Raw genomic sequence first — 17,162 nt, 5'->3', positions numbered from 1 at the left:
CGAAGCACCCTGAAGTTTATTTAAATGCGTTTAAAACAGCGTCTTTTGCTTTGTCGGCGCCTTCACCTACAAGAAGAATCGAGTAGTTGTCTTTTTCAAAGAACTCCGCTTTTTTGAGGAGTTCATATTGATCCGGTAAATAGGAGCTGAAAATTTCAAGGTTGTTGTCAAGATATGACTTGATGCCTTTTTTGACCGCATCCAAATTGCCGTCTTTCGCCTTTACAATTACAATTTGTGACACTTGAATATTTGTGTTCGGCATAGCAAATTTAAATTCTTCATAGTTGTCTTTTGTGATTTCAAAAAATGTGTTTATCGTTTCAGGATCACTTTCTTCAGTCATGATTTCCGTGTCCATATTTTGTTTTGCCGCTTCGAATAATTTTTCTATACCCGGGTCATTTGAACCCTTGCTGTCGCTCGCATTGTCATTTTTTGTGCAACCGCAAGCGAAAAGAAGCAAAAATGCACTCATAAAGAGAATTAATTTTCTCATGTTTCCTCCCTAATTAAAATAATTTACCTGTATAAATTTCAACCAATATCTGTGGAAGTTTTTATTTAAATGAATTCCATCCGGCTCATAAAAATTCGGATGTGAATTTATAAACGGTCTGAGGTCAATAAATTCAAGCTTCATTTCCCCAGCAAGTTCCACAAGAGCATCGTTGAACGATTTGATCTTGTCATTTGAAACACGTGCCGTAGCTTTTTTGTTGTTAACATCGGCAGGCAAAATACTTTGAAAATATATCTTTGCGTTCGGCAAGCTTTTTTGCAATTCCGTTACGAGCTCTTTGTAGCTCTTCTTAAACTTTGCCGCATCCTTCACGAACATAGAGTCGTTCATTCCGAGCATAATGTAGATATGTGTCGGATTTTTAGCCTTGATATTTTTGATTTCTTTTTTAGTAGTTCTTATATTTTGTCCCAATTTTGCTACTACGTTTTTTGCTTCGAGGTGTTTGTAATATGAAAGAGCATTTGAAATCGAATCGCCGATAAAGACTGCGTTTTTAAAAACCTCTTTGAAGTTTGTGCCATCGTTCGGATTTACTTCGTATGTCGGTTTTTTGTCTTGGTCTTTTGCCTTGACGATGTCGTTTTTCTTCTTATTTAAGAGAACTTGTTTTTGCTCTTTCAAATAAGATTGACCCTTTGCAATAAGGATGTCTTCAAAATATTTATCTCCGGAGATAACGCCGTTTAGTTCTTCCGCTCTCGCAAGAGCTCTTTTGTTGAAGTGTGCGTTATCGATGTGAAGAAAAACACCTACAAATAAAAATATACATAGTAAAGAGACAAGTGATATTACCTTTTTCACTGATAGCCCTCCTTCCTATGCAATATAAGAAAATGGTCGGGGTGAGAAGATTTGAACTCCCGGCCCCATGCTCCCAAAGCACGTGCGCTACCAAACTGCGCTACACCCCGACGCTATAAATATTAGTGAGAATCAAACTCACAACTATTTAATTGATCCGGTCGATTACCGAACAATGTTATTCTAACATATAAGAATAGCCTTGTCAATAGTTTTTTTAAATTATTTTAAAATAATTTATATTTAACCCTTTTGGGCCCCGATCGGCCGTCCGTGTATCATAATTCACACCCGCCATGTTCAGGTGGGTAAACTATTTCCCACTCCGACAGTCCACTCAAAGGTGGCATTGTCTCGGCAAGGAAAAACGGTCAATTCCCGTATAAAATTTGTCGGTTGAATTAAAATACGTAGCGCACCGATCAGGTTAGTTTTATTATAACACACTGAGCTACATTATTCAAGAAAATTCTCTTTGTTAAAAAACATTTTTTTGGGTATAAGTATTATATAGTATTATAGAAAGGAAAATTGATATGAAAAAATTATTACCTATTATCGTTGTATTAGTTGTTATTGCCGTATTTTTAGGCGGTATGTACAACGGTCTTGTACAACAAAACGAAGAAGTAGACAGTGCATGGGCACAAGTTGAAAATGTATTAAAGAAACGTGCAGACCTTATACCGAATCTTGTTGAAACAGTAAAGGGATATGCAAAACACGAAGAAGACATATTTGTAAAAGTAACAGAAGCAAGAAGCAAAGTTTTGGACGCAAAGACACCGGAACAAGCTGCTGAAGCAAACGCTGAACTCACAAAGGCAATCGGCGACATCAACGTTGTTGTTGAAAACTATCCGGAACTTAAAGCAAACGAAAACTTTATGGCACTTCAAGCTGAGCTTTCAAGCATTGAAAATGAGCTTTCAACAGAAAGAATGCGTTACAATGACAAGGTTAAAGTTTACAACCAAGATGTAAAGAGATTCCCGAAAAAAATTATCGCAGGAATGTTCGGTTTCTCACCTAAGGAATACTTCCAAATCAGCGAAGCTGACAAGGAAACACCGAAGGTTGATTTTAACAAATAACTAATCAAGAGCACTCGAGAAAGGAGTCATTTAGAATGAAAAAGATAATAACTATATTGACTTCGCTTTTACTTTTATTCAGTTTTACCGTCAGTGCTGACAAACTCAGCGATTTTGACTACAGCACACTTCCGGATGCGGATTATTATTTTTACGCATACGATGAAACAAACACACTGAGAGAGAGCAGCAAAAAGTTTATTATTGACCATTCAAATGAACTTTATGAAAAGACGGGCGTTCAAATTGTGGTCGCTGTTGTGAACGATTTAAACGGTATGACTATTGAAAATTATTCGACTCGTCTGTTTGAAAAATGGGAAATCGGCGACAAGAACGACCAGGGGCTTTTGATTGTTGTAAAACCGAAAACGGCGACTGAGAAAGGTCAGGTTCGAATCGAAGTGGGATATGGTTTGATGAAAGTCATTCCTGCACAAAGAGCTGACCAAATTATTAGAAATGTTATGATTCCAAGATTTAAAGAGGAAAATATGGAAGCCGGCATTATGGACGGTTACGAAATTACTCTTGGTCTTGTTGCAGATTATCTCGGAGTTGAAATTGAAGGCATCGATGCTTTCGATAATTTCGGCGACGAAAGAGAAGGAAGAATCAGTCCGCTTATGGGTCTCATAATATTTATAATATTTATGATGCTTATAAGAGGCGGCGGTCGCGGCGGATTGAACACACTGTTCTGGCTAAGCAATATGTCGGGCAGCGGCAGAAGCGGCGGATTCGGCGGAGGTTTCTCCGGCGGTGGCGGTTTCGGCGGCGGTGGCGGTCGCTCCGGTGGCGGCGGCTCAAGTGGAAGTTGGTAAGGAGGAAATATGCAAAATTTAACACTATATATAATGAACACATGTCCATTTTGTAAAAAGGTTTTGAGATTCATCGAGAAAAATTCAATTGAAGGAATCGAAGTGAAAGATATTATAGGAAACAAGGAAAATGAAAATGAGCTCATCGAAAAGGGTGGCAAAAAGCAAGTTCCTATGCTTATGATCGGCGATAAACCTATGTACGAATCTGACGACATCATTGAGTATTTAAAAGAAAATATGTAAGCAATAAAAAACCGGAGAGCGAATCTCCGGTTTTTATTTTTTTATTTTCCGAGCGGTTTGATTCCGTAAATTCCTGACCACCAAGTTGTGATTGCCTTATCCATTTCGGTTGCTGCATACAAACGGTCTTTACCCATCGGTTCTCCGTTATCGTATTTCATATCCCAGTTGTTCGGGTCATATACTTCGTAGTAGAGTTTGCCGTCAACAATTTTGTAGCCCTTGATCAAAAGGAAGTGTCCGCCGTCAAAGCCGTAAAATCTTCCAATGTTTGAAGAATTTGGTTGTTTGTTCGGTGAAATTTCACCCATTTTCAAGCATACAAGCACGATGTCCCCGTTGTTAATCATGTCTGTGATTGTTTCTGGGCTCTTGTAGAGCGTGTCATCGATGCTCATTTTATTTGATTCGAAATAGCTTTCGAAAATATTTGTGGTCCACCAATCGCCGTTGTTCGGTATTTCATCTCTCAATGATTCACCTGTTGCAGCACTGTTCGGGTCGAGCCATTTTAAAATCATTGCAAGGGATGTCGGTCCACAGTTGCCGTCGCTGTATTTTCCGGTGTGACCTTGGTCCATGTACCATTCATAGTCTCTGTTTTGTGAAACTTCCGGCTTCAAATTGTCTGCGTCTTCAAAAATCATTTCGCCGTCTTTGTATGAAAATTTCAAAAGATGTGCCATGCTCATTAAGTCGACAAGTGCATTTTTGTTGTCCTTTAAAATTACATCAGCGTCTTCAACTTTTTCATTTTTTACTTTGAGTGTGTACTTTTCAGGTTGAAGTCCTGCTCTATCGACAGGATCGCTCCATTTGTCTTTTGAAACGATTTCAAGTTTGAATCTGATTGCTTTCTTTTCTGTGTCGATTTTATATGTGTATCTGTTTTTTGAAAGTTCCATATATTTTCCGAACTCTGCCAAATCTACATATTTTTTTCCATCAACATCGACAGTTTCATATGCAACGTCGCTCATAGGAAGTTTTACACTTGTGACTCCGTTGAAGTCGATGTCTGATGTTTCTTCAGTTTTCTTTTCTTCAGTTTCTTTTTTGTCGTCTGTTTTTACTTCTTCATTTGAAACGTTTTTTGTTTCATCTGTCGGTGCGTCAGCTTTTTTGCATCCGAACATAAAGAAGCCGGCAAACACAATTGCTAAAATTACCAATAACTTTTTCATAAAAAATACCTCTTATAAATAAATTTCTCTCGCAGCCTTGTAGAATGCGTTAGATGCCTCTGAAAATTCATAAACAATATGAAATTCGTTGGTTTCTGTATGTGCTCTTATTATTTCCCCGAAATGTTGACAGATATGATTCGAAATTTTTCTCACTTCTTCTTTATATTCTTCTGCGGTCGAAATTTCCATGAGTCTGTAGCTGTAGTCCGCAAGGCTTTCACAAGTGTTTAAATCAAAACTGATGTTAACACCGCGTTCCATACAAATGATGTAAATAAGATTTTCCGTTTCATTAATCCTGTCAATAAGATTCGTGATGTTTTTGTCCTTGACCATCTTTGCAATAGAATATAAATTCATTTTACTCTTCAGCAAACACGAAAAGAACAATTGCATTTTTTCATCATAATTTACCATAATATTCTCCTTTGAATGTACTTACTTAATTATACCACAAATTTTTTTGAAGCACTAGATAATATTAATCATTTTTAAAAAAATCGTTGACATACAAATGTTTTTATGTTATACTTTTAAATGTACTAAATATGGACTGTTAGCTCAGTTGGTTAGAGCGCTACGTTGACATCGTAGAGGTCACAAGTTCGAATCTTGTACAGTCCACCAAAAAAAGCGTTCCGATGAGAACGCTTATTTTTTTATTTATTCATATCTTCAACAACTTTTATCATGTCGTCCATCGGTCTGTAGCCGACAACTCCGCCCTTTAAAATGCCGTCTTTGTCGATAAACACAGAAGTTGGAAAACCGCTGATAAAATATTTTTGTGCAATCTCGCCCGTTTCATCCACAACAACCGGAAGTGCAATTTTTTTCTTTTTCATAAATTCTTTCACAGTTTCAACCGATTCACCGACGTCGACAAGCACTACTCGAACGTCGTCACGCTTGTCTAGTTCGACAAGATCCGGCATTGCTTGAATGCAGTATCTGCATGTCGTTTGGAAAAAGTCGAGTTGTGTCAGCTCATCTTCGCTCAAAATATCGTTCAGTGTCGCTTCCTTGCCGTTTAAATCCACAACTTTTATATCGACCGCCGGCGAACCTTTTTTTAGTTCTTCGCCGAAAGTTCTTTCCTTGTGCTTTTCTGCAAGAATTGCGTCAGTCAATTTTATGTGCTCATCAAATTCCTGTGACTCAGTTTCGGTCGCGACTTCATTTTTATTGTCCTCAATTTTTTTAACGTCATTTTTGCATCCGATCATAAATGCAGCAATGAGTGCAATTAATATTAATCTCTTTTTCATATTTTCTCCTTATCTTAAATATCTAAACAAATCAAAATACATAAGTATTCCGAAAATTATCATCACAAATCCCGTGATTTTATTTATCAACTCCATCTTCAGCGTGTGTCTGTTGAAATAGTTTCTGATTGCACCGGCGAAAAATCCCGAAATGATAAACGGGATGCCGAGTCCAAGCGAATAAGAGAACAATAGCACCGCCCCTTTTAGGAGCGTGTCCTTTTGTGCCGCAATCGAAAGTATCATTCCGACAACCGGTCCGAAGCATGGGCTCCATCCGATTGAAAACGCCATTCCCATAAGGACTGAGCCGAAAAATCCGTCTTGCAGTTTCATGTAGTTTCTCTTTTTTAATTTTTTAAATTTTATAATTTTGGTCATTATAAGTCCGAAGACTATGACCATGACCGCCCCGATTTTACGCAGAGTTGCTTTATTTGTTATCAAAAATTTTCCAAGTGCCGTCGCCGAAAGTCCCAAAAGTACAAACACAATCGTAAATCCCAATACAAACGAAAGGCTTCTTGAAAAAGTTTTCCATCTCTCATCTTTGAGGCTGTCCATTTTAAACGAGCCGGTAAGATACATAAGATAGACCGGCACCATCGGCAGCACGCACGGCGTCAAAAAGGACAACAGTCCCGCCGTAAAACCGGTGAGTAAATTTACATCTTCCATATTACACCTCGTGAAGCTCTTCCCACTCTTCCATCAAGCGGTCGATCTTTTCTTTCAGCTCCGCCCTCTTTTGCCCGAGCGAGATTGCTTTGTCCGGCTCGTCGTAAATCTTAGGATCTGAAAGAAGATTGTCAATTTCTTCTATTTCAAGTTCGAGCTTATCAATATTGTCTTCTATATTTTTTATGTCACGTTTAAGTTTTTGGCTTTCGCGAATCTTTTCTCTTTCCTTCTTTTGCTCTTTTTTCTCACGCGTCTTGTTCACTTCTTCGGTCTTTTTGTCGCCGATATCTGTGACACGCGAAATATAATAATCATAGTCGCCGTCGAAAAACTTTTGCTTTCCATGCGTCAAATCGAGCACTTTCGTTGCAAGTTTTCTGATGAAAAATCTATCGTGCGAGATGAAAATTATTGTGCCCTTAAAATTGTCGAGTGCCGACTCCAACACTTCCTTTGAATCGATGTCCAAATGGTTTGTCGGTTCGTCAAGAAAAAGTACATTTGCTCCGCTTAGAATCAGCTTCAAAAGCGAAACTCTCGCTCTTTCACCGCCGGAGAGGTCGCCCATTTCCTTAAACACATCGTCGCCTCTAAACAAAAACGCACCGAGCTTTGTTCGTATTTCCGTAATCGTCATCTTCGGATAATCTTCGGAAATTTCATCGACAAGAGTATTTTCCTCGTCATTTACGATGAGCTCTTGATTAAAATAACCGATTTTTACACCCGTTCCGAAAAGAAACTCGCCTTCGCCCTCCTCTTTTCCCATAAGCATTTTAAAAAGAGTCGTCTTTCCGCTTCCGTTCGGACCCATAATCGCAAGGCGGTCGCCAAGCTTCACCTCAAAATTCAAATTTGAAAAAAGTGTTCTGTCGTCGAATCTTTTTCCGAGATCAAGCACCGTCAAAACATCGTTTCCGGTCCTTAGCGGCTCTTTAAAATTGAACGAAAACTTTTCCTCCGTTATAGGGGCCTTCTCTTCCTTTAGTCGCTTCAGCATCTTCTCTCTCGAGTCTGCAAGTCGGTGATATTTTTCTGTCGCATAACTCCTGAAACGCCTGATAATTTCCTTTTGACGTTCCTCCTCTTTTTTGTAATTCAAAAAATGCCTCATAGCTTCTTCGCGCTCGTTTTTTCGAATGCGTCTGTAGTCGTCATAAAGCATATTGTAAATGCGAAGTTCGCCGTTTTCAATTTCAAAAATCCTGTTCGCAACATTTTCCAAGAGAAGTCTGTCGTGCGAAATGAAAATGATTGAACCTCTAAAATCCTTCATAAACTTTTCGAGATACTCAATCATGAGCGTGTCCATGTGGTTTGTCGGTTCGTCGAGAATGAGGAGGTCCGCCTTTTCCATGAACGTGAGTGCAAGCTCGAGCCTTGCCTTCTCGCCGCCGCTCATAGTCATTACATCGCGATCATAAAAAGCCTCGTCGATTCCAACCATCGAAAGATAACCCTTTATCTCCGACATAAATCCGTAGCCGTTTTTCTCGTCAAACTTTTCCTGAATCTCGCCGTATTCTTTATAAATTGCGGTAAGCTTTTCTTCGTCACCCGCAAACTTCGTCATATCGCTTTCAAGCTCACGCATTCTTTTTTCCATAAAAATAACGTCGGCATACTTTTCAAGGCAAATATCCATGACGGAAATGCTCCTGTCGATCGTTATCTGTTGCTTCAAGATTGAGATTTTAACCCCGTCTCTTTTTATAACTTTACCGTTCGGAACAAGCTCCCCCGTCAAACACTTAACGAGTGTGGACTTGCCTGAACCATTGTTACCGATAAGACCGATTTTGTCTCCTTCATTTACTATAAAATTTACATCTTTAAAGACTTCATCAACATTATATGAAAAGGATAAATTCTTTGTCTCTAAAATCATACTATCACCAACTATATTTTATACTTTCTTTATATTTTCGTCAAGCAATATTGATAAAACACTTGACAATTTGTGCTGTATGTAGTAAACTTTAATTAAGAGGTGATTATATGGAAAAGAAACGTAGAAGCCCTGCAATAATAAGGAGACTTCCAAAGTATTACAGAGCAATATGCGAACTCGCTGAAATTACGATTTCGCGTGTTTCAAGTCAAGAGCTAGGCAAACTTACCGGCTTTAATCCAAGTCAAATCAGACAAGATTTAAACAGCTTTGGTGGGTTCGGTCAACAAGGTTACGGGTATAATGTAAAAAATCTAAAGGAAAATTTGGAAAAAATTCTCGGTCTTACCGAAGAAAAAACTATGATAGTTATCGGAGCCGGCAATCTCGGAAAAGCAATCATGCGTTATTCCGACTTCAGTGAAAACGGATTTCACATAATCTCTGCATTTGACAGAGATGAATCAAAAATCGGACGCGAAATCGGCGGAATTGAAGTTCGTGATATTCAAGAGCTTGAAGAATTTTTATCCGAAAATCAAGTGGATATTGCAGTCTTGACCATTCACAAAGACGTAGCACAAAAATACACAAACATTTGCGTTGAGAAAGGTGTTCAAGGCTTCTGGAACTTTGCACCGAAAAAACTCAGAGTCCCGAAAAATGTTGTCGTTGAAAATATGTGGCTGAACGAAAGTCTTTACACACTCGGCTATTTCTTAAAAGATGTTAAATCCGGATTGGAATATAGCGAAGACGAAATGGAAGACGAAGAATAAATAGTATGCCTGAATTTAAAGTCGACCGCCCGGTGCACTTCAATTTGAGTGACATCTTGGACAGCGGTCAGGCTTTTATGTACAGCGAATATGAAGATGGTTTTTTAATCATCACAAAAGGAAAGAGAGCATTTGTAAAAGAACTTCCGAGCGAAAATAAAATTCTTTTTAGAGTCCCCGATGTGGAAAGTCTTGAAATTTTTAAAAATTACTTTGACTTCTCGCACGACTATGAAGAGGACTTCAAAAGACTTTATGAACTCGGATTTCCTGAAGATGTGCTCTCTTTTTCAAATGGTATAAGAATTTTGAATCAAGATGCGGAAGAAATCATATTCACTTTCATTATAAGCCAAAATAACAACATAAAACGAATAAAGAAAATTACAAGAGCACTGACCGAACGTGTCGGAAAAAAATGCGTCGATGAATACGGCGAATACTTTGCATTTCCCGATGCAAAAGCAATAAGCACGCTTTCGATCGAAGACTTCAAAGAAATGGGTGCGGGCTACAGAGACAGCTATCTCTATCACACGTCAAACTTCTTGAGCGAGAATCAGAACTTTCTCGGAGAAGTTGCAGAGCTTGAAACGCCACTCGCCCGAAAAAAACTCCTCACGCTTAAAGGCGTGGGTCCGAAAGTTGCGGACTGCATACTCTTGTTCGGTTTTAACAAGCGTGACGTCTTTCCACTCGACACATGGATGGAAAAAGTGTTTCATGAACGATTTGATAAAAATGAAAAAAATCGCGTGCGAATGGCAACGAAAGGCGCCGAAGAATTCGGAGAACTCGCCGGCCTTGCACAACAACTGTACTTCTACCATATAAGACGAAATGAAAAATAGCGCCACCCCGCAAGGGTGGTTTTTTTGATTATTTGCGGGTTTCTTTGCGGTCTATTTTGCGATAAACGGTTGATTCCGTGTTTTTGGAGTGAGGCTTTTTTGGCAATATGCCTCACTCCAAAAACACTACATACAACCGTTTCTCATCAAAATATCCTCGCAAATTGTGGCGGGGATTGAGGTGGAGATTTGGATTTGGGGTGTGGGCTCTATATTTTATATAATCAGCGTTGTTGGTGAGGTTGTAAATTTAATTGACGACATATATGGCGTGAGGACATCGTTGTTCCTTACGTCACAACGTATGCCGTCCCGCTACGGATGCGTACACACGCATATACAATTATGTAAATATATACACGCCGTCAGTAGCGTCGGGTACACAATTGACGTCAACGACTCATTTCTCCTGCCGTCGAAATATCGTCGGACGTCTTTGCATAAGGCCTACCATCGTGTTTTTGATTTTGTCAAATCAAAAAGCACGGGTTAGGTCTATAACATCACGACGCCTGGGATATAGATACATACACGATTGTGAGTGATGACATTTAGAAATAAATAAACATTGTATTATCGACCAGTTTTTTTATCCATCGAACAGAAATCTTTGATTTCGTTGTGAGATGAGATAAAAAGGTGTATCGCCGCCAAGAGAGAAAATGAGCGAAATAGTTTTAGAGAATGCACAATGATGGATGAATTTATATATTGTAAAATTTTAAGCCATAAAAATATTGCAAGGTGAATATGAACATATAAGTCTGTTATATTTATGTATGATATGACAAAATATGTAGCGGTGCGGTTACATCCCACCGCCTAAAGTATAGCAAAATACACGTGTATGAGCGATGCCGCAATATAAATTTTTTACGCCGTCCGTAACGGCGACCAGTTTTTTTATCCATCGAACAGAAATCTTTGATTTCGTCGTGAGATGAGATAAAAAGGTGTATCGCCGCCAATATGGAAGATGGGTAGAGATATTTTTAGAACACATGATGATGGATGAAATAATAAACGGTTTTTGGCTTTATATTTCATTTGCACAGCGTTGTTGGTGATAATACATATTATATGTACGCAAAAATGGGCGGCGCAATGTGATGCGCCGTTACATTTTGGGAAGCGCACATAGCGAAAATAAGTTTTTACAAAAAAAGAACCGGATATACCGATTCTTTAAAAAACACCGTTATTTGAGAGGATATTTTGATGAGAAACGGTTAGATTGAGTGTTTTTGGAGTGAGACTTTTTTGACGGGAGGACATCGTTGTTCCTTACGTCACAACGTATGCCATCCCGCTACGTCCTGCGTTTGCAACATCATACACTCTCAATAATTTTACCGCATAAAAATCCCACAAACAACGTTATTTGCGTGGATATTTTGATGAGATGCGCCGTAAACTCAATTTTTGATTGCGCAGGTGTGTTTGCAACACCATACAATTAATGAACAAAAAAAAGAACCGGTTATGCCGATTCTTTAACAAACACCGTTATTTGCGAGGAATTTTCGATGAGAAACGCTTAGATGAAATATTTTAGGAGTGAGGCTTTTTGGGCGGGAGGACATCGTTGTTCCTTTCGTCACAACGTATGCCATCCCGCTACGCCCTGCATTTACAATACCATACACTCTCAATAATTTTACCGCATAAAAATTCCACAAACAACGTTATTTGCGTGGATATTTTGATGAGATGCGCCGTAAACTCAATTTTTGATTGCGCAGGTGTGCTCATTTGCACTCCGAGCAATCAAATAATTGAAGTTTGCAAGCAGGTCGCAAAATAGCCCGCAAATAAACCCTACTTCCCGTAGTTTAAAAACTCTCCCATCCTATTAATCCCCATAACCTGAATCGGTTTCCCAGTATAGGATTTCATGCGGTTCACCATTTCAAGATTTAGGGCTGTTTTTTTGTCGAGTGTGACAAAAAGGAGCGGCCTTATCTGGCTGATTTCCGTGAGTTTCACAACGCCTTCCTTGTTTTTCGGGATTATGACCTCGATCATGTTTTGATTCATAAGGTCTTCAACCAAATTTAATGCATCGCCTGCATCCGGATTGCCCGAAAGTTCCTCTCTTTCAAGTTCCTTGTAGGTTTCGCGCGTTATATAATATTTTTGGTCGAGATCGACCATTTCTTCTCTCGTTTTATCGATAAATTCATCTATGCCCGGAGACGTGAGCACGCTCATGTCCAAAATTACAATTTTACCACCTAATACATCTTCTATATCCATACTAACCTCCCGGCAACTTTACAAGTATCTGTTCAAAAACAGCAAATTATAATACAAACTGTCAACTCTAAGCATTAATCTTCATCCTCTTCTTCCGTGTCAATAAAAGTAATAATAACTTCTTCGATTTCTTCATTTTCCGCCCATCTTATTTCATCATCATTCATAAATATATATCTTGGAAATCCGATGTGCGCATCCCTGTCGTTAAAAACAGGCATATAAACACTATAACCGTTCAGTTCTCCAAGATATTCCGCATAGTCATAGTGCGAAGGGTCGTCCTTCATAAATTCACAAACTTTAACAAGTTTCTCCATATTCACACTCCTCTCGCAAAATAAAAACCGTCAATCGACGGTTCTATGAAAGATGGACATAAACCTCTTTCGTATCGCTTTTCCACTCGATTACGAGCGGTTCTTCACTTGTTTCTTTTATGAAATCATTGATTTTTGTGATGGAAATGTACAGTCTCCCATCCTTGTTGTCAATGAAATCTTTAATATTTTCAGCGTCTTTTCCGTCAACTTTAACATCTCCGGTATCGATGTTTACGTCAATTTCGTATTCCTCAGGTTTCACAAACTTCGCAGTTCTTGTCGAATTGTCGAAAGTCACTTCCATATCAAGCAATTCAGCAACAGTTCTCAAAGACAGCATAGTCCTGCCATTTTTTATATATGGAACAGTGTCCGACTCATATTCTGATTCCATGCCGGCTCTAACCATTTTGTATCCCGGTTCACCAATTTTAAAAATCGCAAAAACGTGAATCAGTTGATGTTCTTTAAAATCCGCAAACGGATCTTTGCCTTCCTCAGGTTTCAAATCTTCTTCTACAACATGACCGGAATGATTTTCGACGTTATGATCGGAATGGCTATCTTCATTTTTAATAGGCTCATCTGTATCATGCGCAAATACCGTAATCGGAGCCATGACTATCAAAATGAGCGTTAATAATCTAAAAAATTTCATAAATATTCCCCCTATTTACGTATATTATATAAAACTTTGAAAAAACTGTCAACATCAGTCTTCCCTCTCCGGGAGAAACTCCCAATAGCGTTTCGGCATATTTGAAATCATAAGCTTTTCATTTCTTCGTTCATCTATTGCGACAGTTTTATAGAATTTTTTCCACGCCTCTTTAAAAAATTCCTCAGAATCCGAATCTTTCAAGGAAAGTGACTCGATCTCCATAAACTCCGCTTGCCCGTCCGAATAAAATACACATTTTTTTCGTGCAGTGTCCGCAATTACAAACTTTTCTTTTGGCAGACGTCTAATAAAATGCGGTGCAAGAAACATCAATATATCATTTTCGGGTTTAAACTCCGCAAACAAAATTCCACCCTCAAGCTCGCGAAATCGAAGAAGTCCCTTGTACGAATGATTTTCGCTGCCAACCCTTTTTGAAAGTCGCCTGAACTCCGTCGGCGTCTCGTTGTCGCTGAAAAGAAAACCCTTGCCGTAAAGAAACATGCCCTTCACAGTTTTCGCAATCACATCTTCCTTAGTCTCAAAAGGCGTTGAAAAAACATACATAACACGCCTTATAAAATCCACTCCGAAGTCTTTCTTTAGTCCCCTCAAAACTCTTTCCGCTTTTTCTTCATCGGTCTTTATAAAATTTTCTGGCAGCAAAAAATTTATCTGCTCTTTTTCACACACAATATGAATATGCTCTAGCTCGCCATACTTCTCAAAAATCGCAGTCATGAGCCCCTCGAAAGTGCCGTCATACTTAAAATAAACTGAGCTGTTCATACGCGTCTTCCTTTTTATCCTCGAGAAGAAATTTCAAATACTCCGTCGAGCCGATCTTTCCACCCTTGTAGACACCGTTTACAGTAATAAAATACTTCGCACGTTTTATTGAAATCTTCATGGTCTCCAAACTGTCGAAAGTGAGTCTCGAAAAACGCCTTGCGTTAATAATTCGCTTTGCATAAACGGGGCCGAAGCCCGGAACTCGCAAAAGCTCCTCATAACTCGCACGATTTATCTCGAGCGGAAAAAGTGAAATATTATTAATCGCCCAATTCGCCTTCGGATCAATCGTCAAACTCAAATTTGGATTCGTTTCAGATAAAATCTCGTCGTCGGTAAACTTGTAAAACCGCATCAAAAAATCCGCCTGATAAAGCCGGTGCTCCCTCAGAAGCGGCGGCTTCGTAATACCCTCCGTGAACTTGCTCTTTACAACCGGCACATATCCCGAATAATACACGCGTTTAAGCCCAAACGACTTGTAGAGCCCAGTCGCGCGTTTCATAATCGTCCTGTCCGACTCATTTAACGCCCCGATAATCATCTGGGTCGTCTGCCCCGCCGGTGCAAACATAGGTGCCTTTTTAAACTTCTTTCTGTCCTCACGATTTTCAAGAATCCCGGTCTTTATATCATTCATCGGAAGATAAATCGAATGATAAGTCTTTGACGGCGCCAAAACGCTGAGTCCCTTCTCCGTCGGAAGCTCAATATTCACGCTCACGCGGTCAATCAAAAGCCCTAGACGTCTCACAAGCTCGTCCGACGCCCCCGGAATCGCCTTCATATGAATATAGCCGTTAAACTTATAATCATTTCGCAAAATCTCCGCTGTTCGAATAAGCATCTCCATCGTGTGGTCGGGACTAATCGTGACCGCCGAAGAAAGAAAAAGCCCCTCTATATAATTTCGCCTGTAAAAATTTATCGTTAAATCCGCCACTTCCTGCGGTGTAAACTCCGCACGCGGAACATCGGAGGTGCGCCTGTTGATGCAATACTCGCAGTCATAAACGCACTTGTTCGACAGAAGAATCTTCAAAAGCGAAATACATCTCCCGTCCTCGCTCCAGCTGTGACAAACACCGGCAACGGAAGCATTGCCGATACCGTCTTTTGTATTTTTTCTCCTCGAATTCGAAGACGAACACGAAACATCATACTTCGCCGAATCCGTTAAAATCTTCAGCTTCTCTATCACATCCATACGACCACCTCCTGCCTTCATTATATATAATACGAAGTTAAAAGTCAATCTAAGTGCCATGATGTGAAAAGAAAGTATAAACTCGAGAGTGATTGCGAAAATTAAAAGAAAAAATTAAAACAAAAAAAGACACGGATACGTGCCTTAATTTGTTTTGTTATTTTTTAATCTCTTTAAATTCATAATATTACCCCCGCATATGCGGGAAGGACATAAGATTGAGTGGCGGTGGCGTGGTGACGGTAGGATCACCCCCGCATGTGCGGGAAGGACTTCAAAACACTGTCCGTCTTTTCAAGCAAAACAGGATCACCCCCGCGTGTGCGGGAAGGACCTGGCAATATCACCAATCTGTGTACTCTTTTTAGGATCACCCCCGCATATGTGGGAAGGACTCCTTCGGACTTCTTTGCTGCGACTTCAAGCTTGGGATCACCCAGCTCGCGCGGGAAGGACTCAAAATTTAATGGATAATATGGTTTATCTGTAGGATCACCCCCGCATGTGCGGGAAGGACTCGTTAATTTCAACTTTTTTCTGTCTGTAATCAGGATCACCCCAGCTCGCGCGGGAAGGACATGCTCCAATACTTCATACTGTCCACCTATCCGGGATCACCCCCGCGTGTGCGGGAAGGACTTAAAAGTGTCGCCCTCAATCCTTACGGTATAGGGATCACCCCCGCGTGTGCGGGAAGGACGCAGCATGGCTATCGGGTAACGGTTATTTGATAGGATCATCCCCGCGTGTGCGGGAAGGACTCATATTTTTCGTAGGTTGTCGGCGAAACATTGGGATCACCCCCGCTCGCGCGGGAAGGACGACACAATTGTCGGAAACTGTGACACGACACTGGGATCACCCCCGCGTGTGCGGGAAGGACTAAGAGGTCTATTTCAATTCTCTCAAGTCTTTGGGATCACCCCCGCATGTGCGGGAAGGACTATACGCTTTTTGAAGAAGAGTTTTTTAAGTCAGGATCACCCCCGCGTGTGCGGGAAGGACGCATGAAGTCCACCCCAACCGAACTCAACGACGGGATCACCCCCGCGTGTGCGGGAAGGACGCTCTCAGCGTTTGTGGACTCATTCCAAGAACAGGATCACCCCCGCGTGTGCGGGAAGGACTTCGCCTTCTGTTTCTATCTTCCTGTCGCCCAAGGATCACCCCCGCGTGTGCGGGAAGTACAGAGCTCTTTTCTTTGCCATCTTTAAGACCGTAGGATCACCCCCGCATGTGCGGGAAGGATACTATGCCATCAACTTTTACGTTCATATAGTCAGGATCACCCCCGCATGTGCGGGAAGGACACAAGCTTTTGCACATCTGAAACCTCATCCATGGGATCACCCCCGCTCGCGCGGGAAGGACGCAATTGCAGCTTTATCTCCGCCGTCGTCTTTAGGATCACCCCCGCTCGCGCGGGAAGGACAGCAGCAGGATCGGTGAAAATGTTATGGACTTAGGATCACCCCCGCGTGTGCGGGAAGAACACGAAAGTACCGTCAATTGTCTTTCCGTGCCTGGGATCACACCCGCTCGCGCGGGAAGGACGTCTTTTGGATATATGAATACCTTGCCGTCGTAGGATCACCCCCGCATGTGCGGGAAGGACATATCGCACCAATCATAAATCCATTTATCGTCAGGATCACCCCCGCGTGTGCGGGAAGGACAATAAGCTTATTAGCAGTAGCTGGAATGGCTTAGGATCACCCCCGCGTATGCGGGAAGGACCTTGCGGATTGCTTGCCTATAATCTCTTTCATAGGATC

At 40.6% G+C, this 17,162-nt stretch carries 17 protein-coding genes, 2 tRNA genes and 1 other RNA gene; 6 read left to right on the top strand and 14 right to left on the bottom strand.

What is annotated here, in order from left to right:
* Nucleotides 1–16: 16 nt before the first annotated feature.
* The 4 genes from C7381_RS00285 to ssrS all read right to left on the bottom strand — a co-directional run bounded on the left by C7381_RS00285 (nt 17) and on the right by ssrS (nt 1,759).
* Nucleotides 17–499 carry a DUF4358 domain-containing protein gene (locus C7381_RS00285; protein WP_116479466.1) on the bottom strand — a complete coding sequence of 161 codons (483 nt, stop codon included), beginning with the start codon at nt 497–499 and terminating at the stop codon, nt 17–19.
* Between the two features lie 9 nt (nt 500–508).
* A complete protein-coding gene (locus C7381_RS00280) occupies nt 509–1,327 on the bottom strand; it encodes a GDSL-type esterase/lipase family protein (RefSeq protein ID WP_116479465.1) in 819 nt (272 codons plus the stop codon).
* A gap of 33 nt (nt 1,328–1,360) precedes the next feature.
* Nucleotides 1,361–1,437: transfer RNA gene (locus C7381_RS00275), tRNA-Pro, on the bottom strand.
* A 142-nt stretch (nt 1,438–1,579) separates the two neighbouring features.
* Nucleotides 1,580–1,759, bottom strand: a non-coding RNA gene (gene ssrS, locus C7381_RS00270) — 6S RNA.
* Nucleotides 1,760–1,863: 104 nt separating this feature from the next.
* Between ssrS and C7381_RS00265 the strand changes: the two genes are divergently transcribed.
* The 3 genes from C7381_RS00265 to C7381_RS00255 are packed head-to-tail and all read left to right on the top strand — an operon-like array spanning nt 1,864 to nt 3,491.
* Complete coding sequence (locus C7381_RS00265; RefSeq protein WP_034548301.1) at nt 1,864–2,421, top strand: LemA family protein; 558 nt, start codon at nt 1,864–1,866, stop codon at nt 2,419–2,421.
* A 35-nt stretch (nt 2,422–2,456) separates the two neighbouring features.
* Nucleotides 2,457–3,245 (top strand): TPM domain-containing protein, encoded by a 789-nt coding sequence (locus tag C7381_RS00260; RefSeq protein ID WP_116479464.1) that lies wholly within the window; start codon nt 2,457–2,459, stop codon nt 3,243–3,245.
* Between the two features lie 9 nt (nt 3,246–3,254).
* Nucleotides 3,255–3,491: a glutaredoxin family protein gene (locus tag C7381_RS00255; RefSeq protein ID WP_116479463.1), complete on the top strand. Its 237-nt coding sequence runs from the start codon at nt 3,255–3,257 to the stop codon at nt 3,489–3,491.
* A 41-nt stretch (nt 3,492–3,532) separates the two neighbouring features.
* Here the strand turns inward: C7381_RS00255 and C7381_RS00250 are convergent, their stop codons facing one another.
* On the bottom strand, nt 3,533–4,675 hold the full coding sequence (locus C7381_RS00250; protein ID WP_116479462.1) for a C39 family peptidase: 1,143 nt from the start codon (nt 4,673–4,675) through the stop codon (nt 3,533–3,535).
* Between the two features lie 12 nt (nt 4,676–4,687).
* Nucleotides 4,688–5,095 (bottom strand): hypothetical protein, encoded by a 408-nt coding sequence (locus tag C7381_RS00245; RefSeq protein WP_116479461.1) that lies wholly within the window; start codon nt 5,093–5,095, stop codon nt 4,688–4,690.
* Nucleotides 5,096–5,228: 133 nt separating this feature from the next.
* On the opposite strand from C7381_RS00245, the gene C7381_RS00240 reads away from it, so the two are divergent.
* Nucleotides 5,229–5,305 (top strand) — tRNA-Val (locus tag C7381_RS00240).
* A gap of 32 nt (nt 5,306–5,337) precedes the next feature.
* Here C7381_RS00240 and C7381_RS00235 read toward each other — a convergent pair.
* The 3 genes from C7381_RS00235 to C7381_RS00225 are packed head-to-tail and all read right to left on the bottom strand — an operon-like array spanning nt 5,338 to nt 8,515.
* Nucleotides 5,338–5,946 carry a TlpA family protein disulfide reductase gene (locus tag C7381_RS00235; RefSeq protein ID WP_116479460.1) on the bottom strand — a complete coding sequence of 203 codons (609 nt, stop codon included), beginning with the start codon at nt 5,944–5,946 and terminating at the stop codon, nt 5,338–5,340.
* Between the two features lie 9 nt (nt 5,947–5,955).
* On the bottom strand, nt 5,956–6,624 hold the full coding sequence (locus C7381_RS00230; RefSeq protein ID WP_116479459.1) for a cytochrome c biogenesis CcdA family protein: 669 nt from the start codon (nt 6,622–6,624) through the stop codon (nt 5,956–5,958).
* A gap of 1 nt (nt 6,625) precedes the next feature.
* On the bottom strand, nt 6,626–8,515 hold the full coding sequence (locus C7381_RS00225) for an ABC-F family ATP-binding cassette domain-containing protein (protein WP_116479458.1): 1,890 nt from the start codon (nt 8,513–8,515) through the stop codon (nt 6,626–6,628).
* A gap of 110 nt (nt 8,516–8,625) precedes the next feature.
* Here C7381_RS00225 and C7381_RS00220 point away from each other — a divergent pair, with 110 nt between their 5' ends.
* Entirely contained in the window at nt 8,626–9,297 is a 672-nt protein-coding gene (locus tag C7381_RS00220) for a redox-sensing transcriptional repressor Rex (RefSeq protein ID WP_034548314.1), read from the top strand.
* 5 nt (nt 9,298–9,302) lie between these two features.
* The gene (locus C7381_RS00215; RefSeq protein ID WP_116479457.1) at nt 9,303–10,148 is read left to right on the top strand and encodes a DNA-3-methyladenine glycosylase family protein; all 846 of its coding nucleotides are present in this window, start codon (nt 9,303–9,305) and stop codon (nt 10,146–10,148) included.
* A gap of 1,818 nt (nt 10,149–11,966) precedes the next feature.
* Here the strand turns inward: C7381_RS00215 and C7381_RS00210 are convergent.
* From C7381_RS00210 to C7381_RS00190, 5 genes are all read right to left on the bottom strand, one after another.
* Complete coding sequence (locus tag C7381_RS00210; protein WP_116479456.1) at nt 11,967–12,404, bottom strand: hypothetical protein; 438 nt, start codon at nt 12,402–12,404, stop codon at nt 11,967–11,969.
* A 74-nt stretch (nt 12,405–12,478) separates the two neighbouring features.
* Nucleotides 12,479–12,724 (bottom strand): hypothetical protein, encoded by a 246-nt coding sequence (locus C7381_RS00205; RefSeq protein ID WP_116479455.1) that lies wholly within the window; start codon nt 12,722–12,724, stop codon nt 12,479–12,481.
* A 43-nt stretch (nt 12,725–12,767) separates the two neighbouring features.
* Nucleotides 12,768–13,385, bottom strand: coding sequence for a stalk domain-containing protein (locus tag C7381_RS00200; RefSeq protein ID WP_116479454.1), 618 nt, complete (start codon nt 13,383–13,385; stop codon nt 12,768–12,770).
* A 54-nt stretch (nt 13,386–13,439) separates the two neighbouring features.
* Nucleotides 13,440–14,177: a TIGR03915 family putative DNA repair protein gene (locus C7381_RS00195; RefSeq protein ID WP_116479453.1), complete on the bottom strand. Its 738-nt coding sequence runs from the start codon at nt 14,175–14,177 to the stop codon at nt 13,440–13,442.
* Nucleotides 14,155–15,387: a putative DNA modification/repair radical SAM protein gene (locus C7381_RS00190; RefSeq protein WP_116479452.1), complete on the bottom strand. Its 1,233-nt coding sequence runs from the start codon at nt 15,385–15,387 to the stop codon at nt 14,155–14,157. The genes C7381_RS00195 and C7381_RS00190 overlap by 23 nt, the downstream gene beginning before the upstream one ends.
* Nucleotides 15,388–17,162 lie beyond the last annotated feature (1,775 nt).

It is taken from the genome of Ezakiella coagulans (genome assembly GCF_003096635.1).
In the GTDB taxonomy this organism is placed as follows: Bacteria; Bacillota; Clostridia; order Tissierellales; family Peptoniphilaceae; genus Ezakiella; species Ezakiella coagulans.
The sequence above is the reverse complement of the archived record's forward strand: the minus strand, read 5'-3'. Positions and strand labels throughout refer to the sequence as shown.